Here is a 13,739-nt window from a genome sequence, read left to right on the forward strand (position 1 = left end):
GCCCGGCCGGTGCCGGCTTGGAGCAGCTGACGCGGCCGGGCACCCCCTGATCGCGGGGGTCCTGTAGGCGGAGCGTCGTCGACCCCTTACGCTCGTCTCACCCATGCGCGAGACCTCCCGAACCCCGCGATCCTTCGCCCTGTCCGCAGCGACCCTCGCGCTCACCGCCGCCGCCCTCGCGGGCTGCGCGAGCGCGGCTCCGGTCTCCGAGCCGATCGCCCAGGCGGCGGGCGCCGTACCCTCGACGCAGTACTCCGACATCCCCGTCACCGCCGATCTCGTCTACGACGAGTCGACCGGCCAGGCCGTCGACGTCTGCTCGCCCGTCGACGCCGTCGACTCCGCTCCGCTGCCCGCGGTGCTGGTCGTGCACGGCGGCAGCTGGGCCCGCGGCGACAAGGCCGACGCGAACTGGCGGCCGCTGTGCCAGTGGCTCGCCTCCGAGGGCTTCGTCGCCGTCTCGGTGAACTACCGGCTCGCTCCGGCCGCGGTCTTCCCCGCGCAGATCGACGACGTCTCGGCCGCGCTCGACTGGCTCCTCGCCCCCGAGCAGACCGAGCGGCTGGGCATCGATCCGGAGCGGGTCGCCGCGTTCGGCGGATCGGCCGGCGGCAACCTCGCCTCGCTGCTGGGCACGGACGACGACACCTCCTCGGAGCTCGCCGCGGTCGTCGACCTGAGCGGCCCCTCCGACCTGACCGCCGCGGGCCTCGCCGACGACGACCCGGTCGTGGGCGTCGCCGCCGCCGTCCGCACCTACCTCGACTGCCCCGACCTCGCCGCGTGCCCCGCGGCCGAGGAGGCGTCGCCGATCGCGCACGTCGACGGCAGCGAGCCCCCGTTCCTGATCGCCCACTCGGCCGACGAGCGGGTGTCGCTCTCGCAGTCCTCATCTTTCGCCGCCGCCCTGAAGGAGGCCGGCGCCCCGGTCGAGCTCCTCGTCGTCCCGGGCGCGCTGCACTCCATCGCCCTGCTCGACGACGGACTGCGCTCGACGATCGTCGACTTCCTGCACGCGCACCTCGACGCTCCGGCCGTGCAGACCCTCTCCCTCGAGCCGGCGGGAGCAGCGGAGCCGACCTCGTGAGCGCCGCGGAGGCCGTGAGCGTGCGACTCGAGCGCACCGGCTCCCCCGAGGTCGACGCGCTGCTGGACCTCGCAGGAGCGCCCTCCGCACTCGACCGCGAGCACGCGCGTCTGTTCGTCGCGCGGGGCGGAGCGGACGGCGCCGCCCTCGGGCTCGTCGCGCTGGCCCCCGGCCCCGACGACTTCGCCGAGCTCGTGCGCCTGGTCGTCCTGCCCGCGGCGCGGCGGCAGGGGGTGGCCCGCCGCCTGGTCCTCGCGGCCGAGTCGTGGGCGCGGGTCCAGCGGATCCGGACGCTGCGGTTCCGCTCCGACGCGGCGGATCCGGCGACCGCCGCCGGAGCCCGGGCGCTCGGCTTCACGGAGGTCGACGGCTTCGGCGCGCACGTCGGGGACGACTCCGCGCTGTGCTTCGCGAAGTCGGTCTGAGCGGGTCACACCCCCAGAGCCCGGAGCCCCGCCGCCGTTCCCGCCGCCACGACGACCACGACCACCAGCGGCGCCTTCAGGAGTGCCGCCCCGGCGCCCGCCGCGACTCCCGCGGCCCGCGACACGGGAGCCGGCTCCGCCCCCTCCGTCAGCGCCGACACCAGGGCGACCGCGATCAGCAGGACGACGGTGCCCCGATCGACGAGTCGCTCCGCCTCGTAGCCGAGCGGCATCCGGTCGCGCAGCAGCACCCCGCCCGCCCGCAGCGCGAAGCTGCCGACCGCGAGCACGACGATGCCGAGGGTCACGGCGGCGGTGCTCACGAGCGTTCCCGCCCTGCCGTGGCCGCGACGCCCGCGAGGGCGAGCACCGGAGCGAGCCCGAGCGGCACCACCGGCACCGCCGCGAGCGCGACCGCCCCGCCGAGCAGCGTCGCGGCGAGCGTCCCGGCGCCTCGGAGGCCCGGGAGCGCGAGCGCGAGCAGCACGGCGGGGAACACGGCGTCCAGGCCCAGCACCGACGGGTCGGCGATCACCGCGCCGAGGAGCGCCCCGGCGAGAGCGCCCAGGGGCCAGGCGGTCAGCACGACCGCGCCCGCCGCCCAGAACAGCGCTCGGCGGCGCTCCGGGGTCCGACCCGAGAGCGCGAAGGCGACGGTCTCGTCGTTCGCGAGATGCGCGGCCAGGAGCCGGCGGCGCCCGGAGCGCACGACGCCGCCGGCGGCCATGCCGTAGGGCAGCGCCCGCGCGTTGACGAGCAGCGCTGCGAGCGCGGCGGCCAGCGGGGCGCCTCCGGCCGCGACGACACCCACGAAGAGGATCTCGGCCGAGGCCCCGAAGACCGAGACGGCGAGCAGCAGGATCTGCCAGAGCGGGAATCCGGCGCCTGTCGCCCCGAGCCCGTACGAGACTCCGATCACCGCGACCGACGCCCCGATCAGCCCGAGTGAGCGCCCGTCGGCGGCACCGAGCGTTCGGAGGATCGAACGAAAGGACGTCATAATGGTCTCGCGGGACAGTGTGCAGGCCCGCGACGCGTTCGTCAAGCCGAACGCTCGACCGTTAGGACGAACATGGCCGACGCGCCCACCCCTCGCGACCTCGTCGCCTCCTCGCTCCGACGCGAGCGCGCCCGACTCGGGCTCAGCATCTCCGAGATCGCGCGCCGCGCGGGCATCGCCAAGTCGACGCTCTCGCAGCTCGAGGCGGGCGAGGGCAACCCCAACCTCGAGACCCTCTGGGCCCTCGGCGGAGCGCTCGGAGTGCCGTTCTCGCACCTCGTCGAGCCGCCGCGCCGCACGGTGCAGCTGATCCGCGCGGGCGAGGGGCCGCGGGTGGCGTCGGCGACCGCCGACTACGCCGCGACCCTCCTCAGCGCCTGCCCGCCCGGTGCGCGCCGCGACCTCTACGTGCTCGCCGCCGAGCCCGGCACGCCCCGCGACTCCGCCCCGCACGCCCGCGGCACGGTCGAGCACCTCGTGCTCACCGCCGGCCGCGCACTCGCCGGACCGGCCGACGCCCCTGTCGAGCTCTCCGTCGGCGACTACCTGTCGTACCCGGGCGACGAGCCGCACGTGTTCGACGCGCTCGAAGCGGGGACGACCGCGGTGCTCGTCAGCGAGCACGTCTGAGCCCAGCACGTCCGAGCCGAGCACGTCCGAGCCCAAGAGCCGGCCCGGCGGGCAGCGCCGCGTCAGTCGAACGAGCAGGCCGGATCCTCCGACAGCGCCCGCTCGATGCGCGCGCGGTGCTCCTCGGACATCGGGGGCAGAGCGTCGAGCGCGAACCAGCCGACCTCGCTCGACTCCTCGTCGGCCACGTGCGCCTCCCCCGAGACGTAGCGGGCGCGGACGACGTGGTCGAGGTACTGCGCGCGGTCCCCGTTCGGGTAGGTCATCGGCGGCAGGGTGTGCACCCACACGAGGCGCTCGACCTCGATCTCGACGCCCGTCTCCTCCAGAGCCTCGCGCCGAGCGGTGCCGGCGACCGTCTCGCCCGGATCGATGACCCCCGTCACCGCGGTCCACGCGCCGGTGTCGGAGCGGCGCACGAGCAGCACCCGGCGCTCCGGCTCGAGCACGTCGAGACCGCCCCGCAGGATCACCGCGGTCACACCGGTCAGCCAGAGCAGCTCCGTGCCGACCCGCTCGCGCAGGCTCAGGATGAAGTCCGGGGTCGCCATCAGCCCGCGAGAGCCCCGGCGTCGAAAGGCTCGGGTCGGAAGTCGAACGCCACGACCCCGGCGGTGTCCAGCACCGGGCCGACGAAACCCTTGAACGCGTCGTGCGCCGGATCGAAGAGACCCGGTCCGTCGACGGCGGGCCGGCCGAGGTAGTAGTTGAGGTCGCCCTCGGAGGAGAAGGTCAGCAGGAACGCGCGGTCGAAGCCCTCGCCCGCGCCCTCGGTGCTGAGCTGCGGCCCGGTCTCGATCGAGACGATGTACGGCTCCCCGTCGCGCACGCACTCGTCGGCGAGCGCCAGGAAGCGCGCGGTCACCGCGTCGACCTCGGCGACCAGCGCGGTCGGGCGGAAGCGGAAGAGCACGATGTGGCGGAGGACCCCGGGGCGGTAGCCGCGCGAGACGAAGGTCTCGGGGCTCACCTCGGCGAGCGCCGCGGCGGCCCGCTCGGGGCCGCTGCGCCACCGCGAGCCGATGGTCTGCGCCTCGTCCGGAGGAGTGGAGCTCTGATCGATCGTCATGCCGACGCCTTCCCGGCGCGGGCGGCACGCCGCCGCTCACGATACCCCTCGACCAGGTTGTAGATGACCGGCAGCACGACCAGCGTCAGCACGGTCGACGACACCAGTCCGCCGATCACGACGATGGCCAGCGGCTGCGAGATGAACCCGCCGTGGCCGGTGATCCCGAGCGCCATCGGCAGCAGCGCGAAGATCGTCGCGAGGGCCGTCATCAGGATCGGGCGCAGGCGCCGCTCCGTGCCGTGCAGCAGCGCCTCGCGCACCGGCATGCCGCGCTCGCGGTACTGGTTCACGAGGTCGACGAGAACGATCGCGTTCGTCACCACGATGCCGATCAGCATCAGCACGCCGATGAGGGAGGGGACGCCCAGCGGGACGCCCGTGACCACCTGGAGCAGGATCGCTCCGGTCGCCGCGAACGGCACCGAGACGAGCAGCAGGAGGGGCTGCAGCAGCGAGCGGAACGTCGCGACCATCACCACGTAGACGATGAGGATCGCCACGAGCAGCGCGATGCCCAGCTGCGAGAAGGCGTCGGTCTGGTCGGCCGTCACTCCGCCGAGCTCGGCCGAGACGCCCGCGGGGAGGTCGGTGCCGTCGATCGCGCTCTGCACGGCGACGTTCGCCGAGGCGAGGTCGTCTCCCTCCGGAGTGACGGTGATCGTGGCCGTGCGCTGACCGCGCTCGGTCGTGATGCTCGCCGGGCCGTTCGTCTGCTCGACCGCGGCGAGGGTCGACAGGGCGACCGGGCCGGTGAGCGTCGGGATCTCGAGGGCCGAGAGCTCGTCGATCGTCGCCGGCGGCTGCGCGTCGGCGAGGTAGATCGAGAGCGTGCGGTCCTCGATCACGACGGTGCCCGCCTGCGAGGGCTGCAGCGCCTGACTGACGATCGTGCCGACCGCCACCTCGCTGAGGCCCGCCTGCGCCGCGGCAGCCCGGTCGACCCGGACGGCGATGTAGGGCAGGGATGAGGAGAGGTTCGACTCGGCCTGGCTGATCCCGTCGGTGCCGCGCAGCGCCTCGAGCAGCGCGTCGTTCGCGCTCTGCAGGTCGGACTGCGAGGCCGTGGTCAGGTCGACCTCGATGTCCGAGGACGCGCCGAAGCCGGACGCGGCCGAGACGCTGATGTCGTCGGGGTCGGCGACCTCGCCCAGCGCGTCGCGGACCTCGGACTGCACGACCTCCTGGTCGGCCGACTCGTCGGTGGTGACGGAGTAGCTGATGCTGCTCCCGCCTCCGCCGCCGAACGCGCTCTGCAGCCCGCCGCCCGAGGACCCGATCGAGAGCTGCACGGTCTCGACACCGTCGACGTCGAGGATCGCGGTGCTCGAGGCCTGCGCGGTGACGTCCTGCGCGTCCAGGCTCTGCCCGACCGGCACGGTCTGCGTGACCGTGAAGGTGTTCTGCCCGCTGGCCCCCAGGAAGTTGGTCTTCATCAGCGGGTAGAGCGCGCCGGTGCCGACCAGGACCAGCAGCGAGAGCAGCACCGTGACGACGGAGTGCTTGAGCGTCCAGGCGATGATCGGACCGTAGACGCGCTGGAGCGCGGAGGCCGGGCGCGGGGCGGCGTGAGCGGAGCGGTGGCCGTGGGCGGGCGACTCCGGCAGCGATTCCCGCGCAGGCGCAGGTGCGACGGGGATCTCACACGCCGCCGTGCGCTCCTCGTCGAGCGCCGCGCGCGCGGCCTCGCGGACGCCCGGGCGCTTGGAGGGGCGCAGGAACCAGTAGGCGAGCACCGGCACGATCGTGAGCGCCACCACCAGCGAGGCGAGCAGCGCGATGGTCACGGTCAGGGCGAACGGACGGAACAGCTCGCCGGTCGTGCCGCCGACGAACGAGATCGGCAGGAACACCGCGACGGTCGTGATGGTCGAGGCGGTGATCGCTCCGGCGACCTCGCGGACGGCGCGCGTGATGGTGCCCGCGCGCTCCTCCCCCGCGTCGAGATGCCGCTTGATGTTCTCGATCACGACGATGGAGTCGTCGACGACGCGGCCGATCGCGATGGTCAGCGCGCCGAGGGTGAGGATGTTGAGCGTGTACCCGGCGGTCTGCAGGCCGATGAAGGTGATCAGCACCGACGTCGGGATCGAGATGGCCGTCACCAGCGTCGAGCGCACCGAGAGCAGGAACACCAGGATCACGAGCACCGCGAAGACGAGGCCCAGCGCCCCCTCCTGCGCGAGCGCCGCGATCGACTCCTGGATGTAGGGGGCCTGGTCGAAGACCGAGGTGAAGGTCGCACCGTCGCCGAGCGAGGCCTCGAGGTCGGGCAGCAGCGCGGTGACGCCGGTCGAGACGTCGACCGTGTTGGCGGCCGGCAGCTTCGTGATCGAGAGGGTCAGCGCGGGCTGGCCGTTGACGCGCGAGATCGAGGTGACGGGCGCCTCCGTCACGGCGACGGCGGCCACGGAGCCGATGGTCGGCAGCGCTGCGGTCGGAGCGGCGGGGAACGCGCCCGCGGACGCGCCGACGGAGGACGGCAGCAGCGGCAGCGCCGCGATGTCGTCGGTCGAGCCGAGCTTCTGACCGGACTGCACCGAGAAGGTCGAACCGTCCTGGGTGACCTCGCCGCCGGCGACGAGCACGCCGTTCTGCTGCAGCGCGGTGCGGATGTCGTTCGCCGTGACTCCGGCAGCGGCGAGCTGCGCGTCGTCGGGAGTGATCGTCACGCGCTGCGCGGTCTCGCCGACGAGGGCGACCTCGCGGACGCCGTCGACCTCCTCGAGGTCCGGGATCACGCTCTCGCGCAGGTCGCTCGCGAGCGCCTCGGCGTCGCCGTCGCTCGAGACGGCGAGCTGGAGGACCGGCAGATCGTCGAAGGATCCGGTGACGACCTGCGGATCGACGCCCTCGGGCAGCGTGCTGCGGATGCGGTTGACCGCCTGCAGGATCTTCTGCTCGGCGGTGGCGAGATCGGTGCCGTAGGTGAAGGACGCCGAGATCAGGGACGAGTTCGTCGAGGACGTCGCGCTGGTCGTCTCGAGCCCCGGCACACCCTGGATCGCGGTCTCGATCGGGGTCGACACGTCGTCGTTGACCACCTCGGGCGCCGCGCCCGGGTAGCTGGACACGACCGCGAGTTGCGGGAACGAGATCGACGGCGCCAGCTCCTGCTTCAGACCGGTGAGCGCGACACCTCCGAACACGGCGACGACGACGGTGACGAGGGCGATGAGCGCCCGGTTCTTCATGCTGAGGACCGCGAGGAGATGCACCTCACGAGTCTTTCATCAGCCGACTGAGTACTCGTCGATCCTCAGGATGATGCGGGTGTGCTCTCAGCGTCGGGAGGTCAGACGACGTCCGCGAGGTACCCCGTCTCGGCCACCGGGTGCCGGGCCACCTGCGCCCACGCCGCGGCGAGCGCCTCGACCGCGCGGTCCGTCGTCTCGGGCGAGTAGCCGATCGGGATGCGGAGGAAGCGCTCGAACGCGCCGTCGATCCCGAAGCGGGGGCCGGCGGTGATCAGCAGGCCGAAGGTGCGGGCGGCGAGCGCCAGCTGCGAGCTCGCCGGACGGCCCAGGCCCACCCAGGTCGACAGGCCGCCCGAGACGCGCGGGACGCTCCACTCCGGGATCGCGCGGGCGAGCGCCGCCTCGAGGTGGTCGCGACCGGCGCGCAGCTGCTCGCGGCGCAGCTCGAACACCCCCTCCATCCGCCCGAGCATGTCGGTGACGAGCAGCTGCTCGAGGATCGGGCTGCCGAGATCACCGGCCGAGCGGGCCGCGACGAGCTTGCGGATCGTGCCGCGATCGGCGCGAATCCAGCCGATGCGGATCCCGCCCCACAGCGTCTTGCCGACGGACCCGATCGAGATGACCGTGCCCTCCGGGCCGTACGCGGCGAACGGGAGCGGCGACATCCGCCGGTCGATGTCGAGCTCGGCGGTGGTCTCGTCGGCGATGATCACCGTGCCCTGGCGCGCGGCCGCGGCGATGGCGCGCTCGCGCAGCTCCGGAGCCATCGAGCGGCCGGTCGGGTTGTGGAAGTCGGGCATCAGGTAGGCCAGCGTCGGGCTGGTGCCGCGGAGCGCGGCGATCAGGCCCTCGTCGTCCCAGCCGTCGGCTCCGTCGACGTTGACCGGCCCGAGCCGGGCGCCGGCGAGCCGGAGCGCCTCGTAGGCGTGCGGGTACGTCGGCGCCTCGATCAGGGCGCGGTCGCCGCGCGAGAGGAGGGTGCGCGCGACGAGGGCGATCGCGTGCTGGGCGCCGATGGTCACCATGATCTGACCGGGCTCGGTGCGCAGGCCGCGCTTCGTGTATCGCTCGGCGATCGCGCGGCGCAGCATCGGCAGGCCGACGGTGTCGTAGGAGCCGTCGTCGAAGTGCTCGGGCACTCTCTGCGCCGCCCGCGCGTAGGCCTCCCCCAGCTCGGGCACGGCGGGCAGCGCCGCCTTGGTGAAGTCGAGGAAGTCGGGCGCCAGGGTCGGCACGGCGTGCACCGCGGCACCCGGGAGGCGCGTCACGCTGCCGGAGCCGCGGACGCTCACGAGGTAGCCGCTCTCGCGCAGCTCGCGGTAGGCGGCCGCGACGGTGGTGCGGCTGACGCCCAGCCGGGCCGAGAGCTCGCGCTCGGCGGGCAGACGGCTGTCGGCCGGGATGCGGCCGTCGATGACGAGCAGGCGGACGCGGTCGGCGAGCGCCAGGTACGCGGGGCGGGTGCCGCGCTGCTCGCGCCAGTCGCCGAGGAGGGTCTGCAGGGCGCGCACGCCGAAGTGGACATCAGCCATGCGTCCAAGGTAGTGGGATTGGACCGCGCGCGGAAGGCCAATCCTGCGCTGTGATGTCCCCTGTGACCGCTTCGCCCGCCTCCCGCCCCCTCACCGCCCCGGCGCCCCTCGACGCTCCCGTTCCGCTCGGACAGTGGCGGATCCGAGCCGTTCCCCGGCTGATGGTCGGGCTCGTCCTCTACGGCGTCGCCGACGCGATGATGATCCGGGCGGCGCTCGGAGTGGATCCGTGGACCGTCTTCGCGCAGGGCCTCTCGCTCCGCACCGGACTGGGAATCGGACTGCTCACGAACATCATCGGCCTGCTCGTGCTGCTGCTGTGGATCCCCCTCCGGCAGCGGCCGGGACTGGGCACCGTGCTGAACGTGCTGACCGTGGGGCCCGCGATCGAGCTCGGGATGTGGCTGATCCCGACGCCCTCGACGCTCTGGGGGCAGATCCTGCTCTTCTCCGCGGGTCTCGTGCTGCTCGCGGTCGCGAGCGGCGTCTACATCGGGGCGCACCTCGGGCCCGGCCCGCGCGACGGACTGATGACGGGGCTGCACCGCCGCACCGGCCTGCCCATCTGGGTCGGCCGCTCGGGCGTCGAGGCCACCGTGCTGCTGATCGGCTGGGCGCTGGGCGGGAACGTCGGCGTCGGCACCCTCGCGTTCGCGGTGCTCATCGGCCCGCTGTGCACGGTGACGCTGCCGCTGCTGGGCGTGGGGCGGCGGCGATGAGAGCACCGTGCTGACGCAGAACCGCCCCGCTCGAGGAACCCAGGGGGGTCGGTTCCTCGAACGGGGCGGTCGTCGTGGGGGCGGGAGCGGCGCCTAGCGCTTGCCGGCGAGTTCCGCGCGGTCGGCGGCGCTGATCGACGCGATGCCCTCGGTGATCGAGGTGCCCGACGCGGCCGGGGCGTCGTGGTCGTCGGCGCCGAGCGAGGCCTCGTCGAACGGGGCGCGGCCGGCGAGGACCTCGCGGACCTGCGTTGTGTCGACCTGCTTGGTCCAGGTGCCGACGAGGAGGGTGGCGACCGCGTTGCCGGTGAAGTTGGTGACCGCGCGGGCCTCCGACATGAACCGGTCGATGCCGACGATGACGCCGACGCCGTCGACCAGGTCGGGGCGGAAGGACTGCAGGCCGCCGGCGAGGGTGGCGAGTCCGGCGCCGGTGACGCCCGCCGCTCCCTTCGAGGCGATCATCATGAAGAGGAGGAGCCCGATCTGCTCCGAGATCGACATGGGCGAGCCGGTGGCCGAGGCGATGAAGAGCGACGCCATGGTCAGGTAGATCGCGGTGCCGTCGAGGTTGAAGGAGTAGCCGGTCGGGACGGTGATGCCGACGACGGGCTTGGAGACGCCCAGGTGCTCCATCTTGGCGATCAGGCGGGGCAGAGCGGCCTCGGAGGAGGAGGTGCCGACGATCAGGAGGTACTCGCGGCCGAGGTACTTCATCAGCGAGAAGATGTTGACGCCGGTGACGATGCGCAGCAGCAGGCCCAGGATGACGACCACGAAGATCGCGCAGGTGACGTAGAAGCCGATCATCAGGGTGGCGAGGGCGACGACCGCGCCCCAGCCGGTCTTGCCGACGACCGCGGCGATCGCTCCGAAGGCGCCGATGGGGGCGACCCAGAGGACCATCGAGAGGATGCGGAAGACGAGCACCTGGAGCTGCTTGATCGCTCCGAGGATCGGCTGGCCCTTGGCGCCCATCTTCTGCAGCGCGAAGCCGACGAGGAGGGCGACGAAGAGGGTCTGCAGGATGCTGCCGTCGACCAGCGACGAGAAGAGAGAGACGGGGATGATGCCGAGGACGAACTCCGCGGTGGTCTCGGCCTTCAGATCGGTCGTGTCGTAGGTGGCGCCCGAGATGTCGAGCCCCTCGCCCGGGTGCAGGATGTTGCCGACGACCAGGCCGATGGCCAGCGCGAACGTCGACATGACGATGAAGTAGCCCAGTGCCAGTCCGCCGACCTTGCCGACCGTGGCGGCCTTGGCGATCGAGCCGATCCCGATCACGATCGTGCAGAAGATGATCGGCGCGATCATCATCTTGATGAGGCCCACGAAGGCCTTGCCGACGGGCTCGAGGGTCGCGGCGAACGCGGGGGCCACGAGGCCGACGATCACGCCGGCGACGACCGCGATGATGACCGCGATGTACAGCCAGTGGTTGCGGTCGATCCGCTTGCGGGTCTTCGCGGGCGTGACCGAGGGGCTGAGCCTGTCGGTGCCGTTCCGGTCGGAGGGGCGTCCGGGCGTCTTCGCCATGAGCGTGTCCTGTCTCTTCGTCGAGGGAGGGTGTTCGCGGGGTGCTGGTGCGACGGGTCGTCGTGCCGGTGAGGTGCGGGGCCGGAGCGGTGAGCGCTCCGGAACGTTCCGATGGTGGCCCCGCCGACGTCCGAGGGCGCGGTTGCGTTCATACTGTTCACGCGGAACGGCCGGAGCCCGCTCCGCCCGCCGCGAGAGGTGACGAGGAGGTCGCGATGCCCCGAGTGCGCGCCCCGCGTGCGCGCCGCGACCGCGGCCCGCGCGGCAGCATCGCCGCGCGGCTGTTCGCGGTGCAGCTGCTCTGCATCCTCCTCATCGCCGCCGCCGCGGTCGCCGTGCTCGCCGTCGACGCCCGCGGGCGCGCCGGTGACGACGCGGCCGCGCGCAGCCTCGTCGTCGCCCGCACCGTCGCCGACAACCCGTTCGTCGTCGAGTCGACGCAGGAGGCGGATCCGTCGCGCCCGCTGCAGCCGTACGCCGAGGCGATCATGGCCGACACGGGCGTCGACTTCCTCACGATCATGAATCCGGACCGCACCCGGTACACCCACCGCGACCGCGAGCGGATCGGCGAGGCCTTCATCGGGACCATCGCCCCGGCGCTCGAAGGCCGCACGTTCACCGAGACCTACACCGGCACGCTCGGGCCGTCGGTGCGCGCGGTCGCGCCGATCCTCGACGGGAGCGGCGAGATCGTCGCGCTGGTGTCGGCCGGAGTCACGCTGCAGGCGGTCGACGCGTCCTTCGGCGCCCGGGTGCAGGTCGTCGCGTGGGGCGCGCTCGGCGCCGTGCTGCTCGGCGGGCTCGGCTCCTGGCTCCTGGCCCGCTATCTGCGGCGGGTGACCGGCGGGCGGGGTCCGGAGCAGATGAGCCAGGTGTTCGCCTACTACGAATCGGTGCTGCACTCGGTGCGCGAGGGGCTGCTGCTGGTGGACGACCGGGGGCGCCTCGTGCTCGCGAACGACCACGCGCTCGAGCTGCTGGGCCTCGAGGGCGTCCGCACCCCGGTGCCGATCGCCGACCTCGACATCCCCGAGGCGCTGCGCGAGCTGCTCCGCTCGGACGAGCCGGTCACCGACCGCCTCGTCGTCGCCCGCGAGCGGATCCTCGTGGTCACGGAGCAGCCGGCCGCGTCGCCGGGAGCACGTCCGCTGGGCACGGTGACCACCCTCCGCGATCGCACCGAGCTGCAGCGGATGACCGGCGAGCTGGAGTCGATGCGCACCCTCTCGGACGCCCTGCGCTCGCAGACCCACGAGTTCTCGAACCGGCTGCACACCATCGCCTCGCTGATCGAGCTGGGCCGGCCCGAGCAGGCGCTGTCGTTCGCCGCCGGCGAGCTGACGCTCAGCCAGCGGCTCGCCGACCGACTGATCACCTCGGTGCAGGAGCCGGTGATCGCCGCGCTGCTGCTGGGCAAGACGGCGCAGGCGCGCGAGCGCGGCGTCGAGCTGCACCTCGAGACGCACCTGGAGCCGGGCACGCAGGGCTTCGAGCCCGGCGATCTGGTGACGCTGCTGGGTAACCTGATCGACAACGCGCTCGATGCGGCCGCGGCTCCCGAGGGCGTCGACGAGCCGTGGGTCGAGGTCTACCTCGGCCACGCGGAGGGCGCGCGCGGCGAGCAGGAGCTGGTGATCCAGGTGTCCGACAGCGGCCCCGGAGTGGAGGAGACGGCGGACGTGTTCGCGCGCGGGTACTCGACGAAGGAGCAGGACGCGTTCGGCCGCGGCATCGGACTGGCGCTGGTGCAGCAGGTGGTGCAGCGCCTCGGCGGCACGATCGAGGTGTCGCGGCACGTCGGCGCGGTGTTCACCGTCCAGCTCCCGCTGCCGGTGCGCGCCGACCTGGCGACGGAGGCGGCGCGATGACCCCGATCCGCGTGCTCGTCGTCGAGGACGAGCCGCTCACCGCGAGCGCCCACGCCGACTACGTCCGCCGCGTCGACGGTTTCGAGGTGGCGGCGGTCGCCGGCACCGGGGCCGAGGCCATCCGCGCACTGCGGGCCGACTCCGGCATCGCGCTGATCCTGCTCGACATGAACCTGCCGGACATGGGCGGGCTCGACCTCTGCCGGGCCGTCCGAGCGGCCGGGCTCGACGTCGACGTGATCGCGATCACGGCCGTGCGCGACGCGGCGGTGGTGCGCGCCTCCGTCGCCGCGGGCATCGTGCAGTACCTGATCAAGCCGTTCGTCTTCAGCACGTTCGCCGCGAAGCTCGCCAGCTACCGCTCCTACCGCGGGCAGCTGCACGGCTCGGCCGTCGCGAGCCAGCACGAGGTCGACGGCGCGTTCGCGGCGCTGCGGACCTCGAACGCGCCGGGCCTGGCGAAGGGCCTCTCGGCCCAGACGCTCGAGTCCGTCACCGCGCTGCTCGGCGAGGTCGGGCTGTCGGCCGCCGAGCTCGCGACCCGCCTCGACGTCTCGCGGGTCACGGCTCGGCGCTACCTCGAGCACCTGGCCGACACCGGAGTCGCGGAGCGCGCTCCCCGCTACGGCTCGCCCGGGCGGCCGGAGCTGGAGTACCGGCGGCGCTAGGG

The 13,739-nt window shown here is 73.2% G+C and carries 13 protein-coding genes; 6 read left to right on the forward strand and 7 right to left on the reverse strand.

Annotated features, from left to right (window positions below; translation table 11 throughout):
• The first annotated feature begins 103 nt into the window (after positions 1 to 103).
• Positions 104 to 1,087: an alpha/beta hydrolase gene (locus LRG51_RS07895; protein ID WP_230672023.1), complete on the forward strand. Its 984-nt coding sequence runs from the start codon at positions 104 to 106 to the stop codon at positions 1,085 to 1,087.
• Positions 1,084 to 1,512 carry a GNAT family N-acetyltransferase gene (locus LRG51_RS07900; RefSeq protein ID WP_055786637.1) on the forward strand — a complete coding sequence of 143 codons (429 nt, stop codon included), beginning with the start codon at positions 1,084 to 1,086 and terminating at the stop codon, positions 1,510 to 1,512. Before LRG51_RS07895 ends, LRG51_RS07900 begins: the two co-directional genes overlap by 4 nt.
• Before the next feature lie 5 nt (positions 1,513 to 1,517).
• On the opposite strand, the gene LRG51_RS07905 is transcribed toward LRG51_RS07900, so the two are convergent.
• Together LRG51_RS07905 and LRG51_RS07910 are read right to left on the reverse strand one after the other, a co-directional pair.
• A complete protein-coding gene (locus LRG51_RS07905; protein WP_230672025.1) occupies positions 1,518 to 1,835 on the reverse strand; it encodes an AzlD domain-containing protein in 318 nt (105 codons plus the stop codon).
• On the reverse strand, positions 1,832 to 2,512 hold the full coding sequence (locus tag LRG51_RS07910; RefSeq protein WP_230672027.1) for an AzlC family ABC transporter permease: 681 nt from the start codon (positions 2,510 to 2,512) through the stop codon (positions 1,832 to 1,834). The genes LRG51_RS07905 and LRG51_RS07910 overlap by 4 nt, the downstream gene beginning before the upstream one ends.
• A 72-nt stretch (positions 2,513 to 2,584) precedes the next feature.
• On the opposite strand from LRG51_RS07910, the gene LRG51_RS07915 reads away from it, so the two are divergent.
• Complete coding sequence (locus tag LRG51_RS07915; RefSeq protein ID WP_055786627.1) at positions 2,585 to 3,142, forward strand: helix-turn-helix domain-containing protein; 558 nt, start codon at positions 2,585 to 2,587, stop codon at positions 3,140 to 3,142.
• 62 nt (positions 3,143 to 3,204) lie between these two features.
• Here the strand turns inward: LRG51_RS07915 and LRG51_RS07920 are convergent, their stop codons facing one another.
• The 4 genes from LRG51_RS07920 to yczR all read right to left on the reverse strand — a co-directional run bounded on the left by LRG51_RS07920 (position 3,205) and on the right by yczR (position 8,943).
• Complete coding sequence (locus LRG51_RS07920) at positions 3,205 to 3,693, reverse strand: NUDIX hydrolase (RefSeq protein ID WP_107574510.1); 489 nt, start codon at positions 3,691 to 3,693, stop codon at positions 3,205 to 3,207.
• Positions 3,693 to 4,211 (reverse strand): Dabb family protein, encoded by a 519-nt coding sequence (locus LRG51_RS07925; RefSeq protein WP_230672028.1) that lies wholly within the window; start codon positions 4,209 to 4,211, stop codon positions 3,693 to 3,695. Before LRG51_RS07925 ends, LRG51_RS07920 begins: the two co-directional genes overlap by 1 nt.
• Positions 4,208 to 7,429 (reverse strand): efflux RND transporter permease subunit, encoded by a 3,222-nt coding sequence (locus tag LRG51_RS07930; protein WP_230672030.1) that lies wholly within the window; start codon positions 7,427 to 7,429, stop codon positions 4,208 to 4,210. Before LRG51_RS07930 ends, LRG51_RS07925 begins: the two co-directional genes overlap by 4 nt.
• A 77-nt stretch (positions 7,430 to 7,506) precedes the next feature.
• Positions 7,507 to 8,943 (reverse strand): MocR-like transcription factor YczR, encoded by a 1,437-nt coding sequence (gene yczR / locus LRG51_RS07935; RefSeq protein WP_230672032.1) that lies wholly within the window; start codon positions 8,941 to 8,943, stop codon positions 7,507 to 7,509.
• A gap of 53 nt (positions 8,944 to 8,996) precedes the next feature.
• Between yczR and yczE the strand changes: the two genes are divergently transcribed.
• The gene (gene yczE, locus LRG51_RS07940) at positions 8,997 to 9,662 is read left to right on the forward strand and encodes a membrane protein YczE (RefSeq protein WP_442965558.1); all 666 of its coding nucleotides are present in this window, start codon (positions 8,997 to 8,999) and stop codon (positions 9,660 to 9,662) included.
• Positions 9,663 to 9,755: 93 nt separating this feature from the next.
• Here yczE and LRG51_RS07945 read toward each other — a convergent pair whose 3' ends face one another.
• A complete protein-coding gene (locus LRG51_RS07945; RefSeq protein ID WP_230672034.1) occupies positions 9,756 to 11,198 on the reverse strand; it encodes a cation:dicarboxylate symporter family transporter in 1,443 nt (480 codons plus the stop codon).
• 215 nt (positions 11,199 to 11,413) lie between these two features.
• Here LRG51_RS07945 and LRG51_RS07950 point away from each other — a divergent pair, with 215 nt between their 5' ends.
• Together LRG51_RS07950 and LRG51_RS07955 are read left to right on the forward strand one after the other, a co-directional pair.
• Entirely contained in the window at positions 11,414 to 13,069 is a 1,656-nt protein-coding gene (locus LRG51_RS07950; RefSeq protein ID WP_230672036.1) for a sensor histidine kinase, read from the forward strand.
• On the forward strand, positions 13,066 to 13,737 hold the full coding sequence (locus LRG51_RS07955; protein WP_230672037.1) for a response regulator: 672 nt from the start codon (positions 13,066 to 13,068) through the stop codon (positions 13,735 to 13,737). Before LRG51_RS07950 ends, LRG51_RS07955 begins: the two co-directional genes overlap by 4 nt.
• Positions 13,738 to 13,739 lie beyond the last annotated feature (2 nt).

The organism is Rathayibacter sp. Leaf248 (genome assembly GCF_920939495.1).
Classification (GTDB): Bacteria; Actinomycetota; Actinomycetes; order Actinomycetales; family Microbacteriaceae; genus Rathayibacter; species Rathayibacter caricis.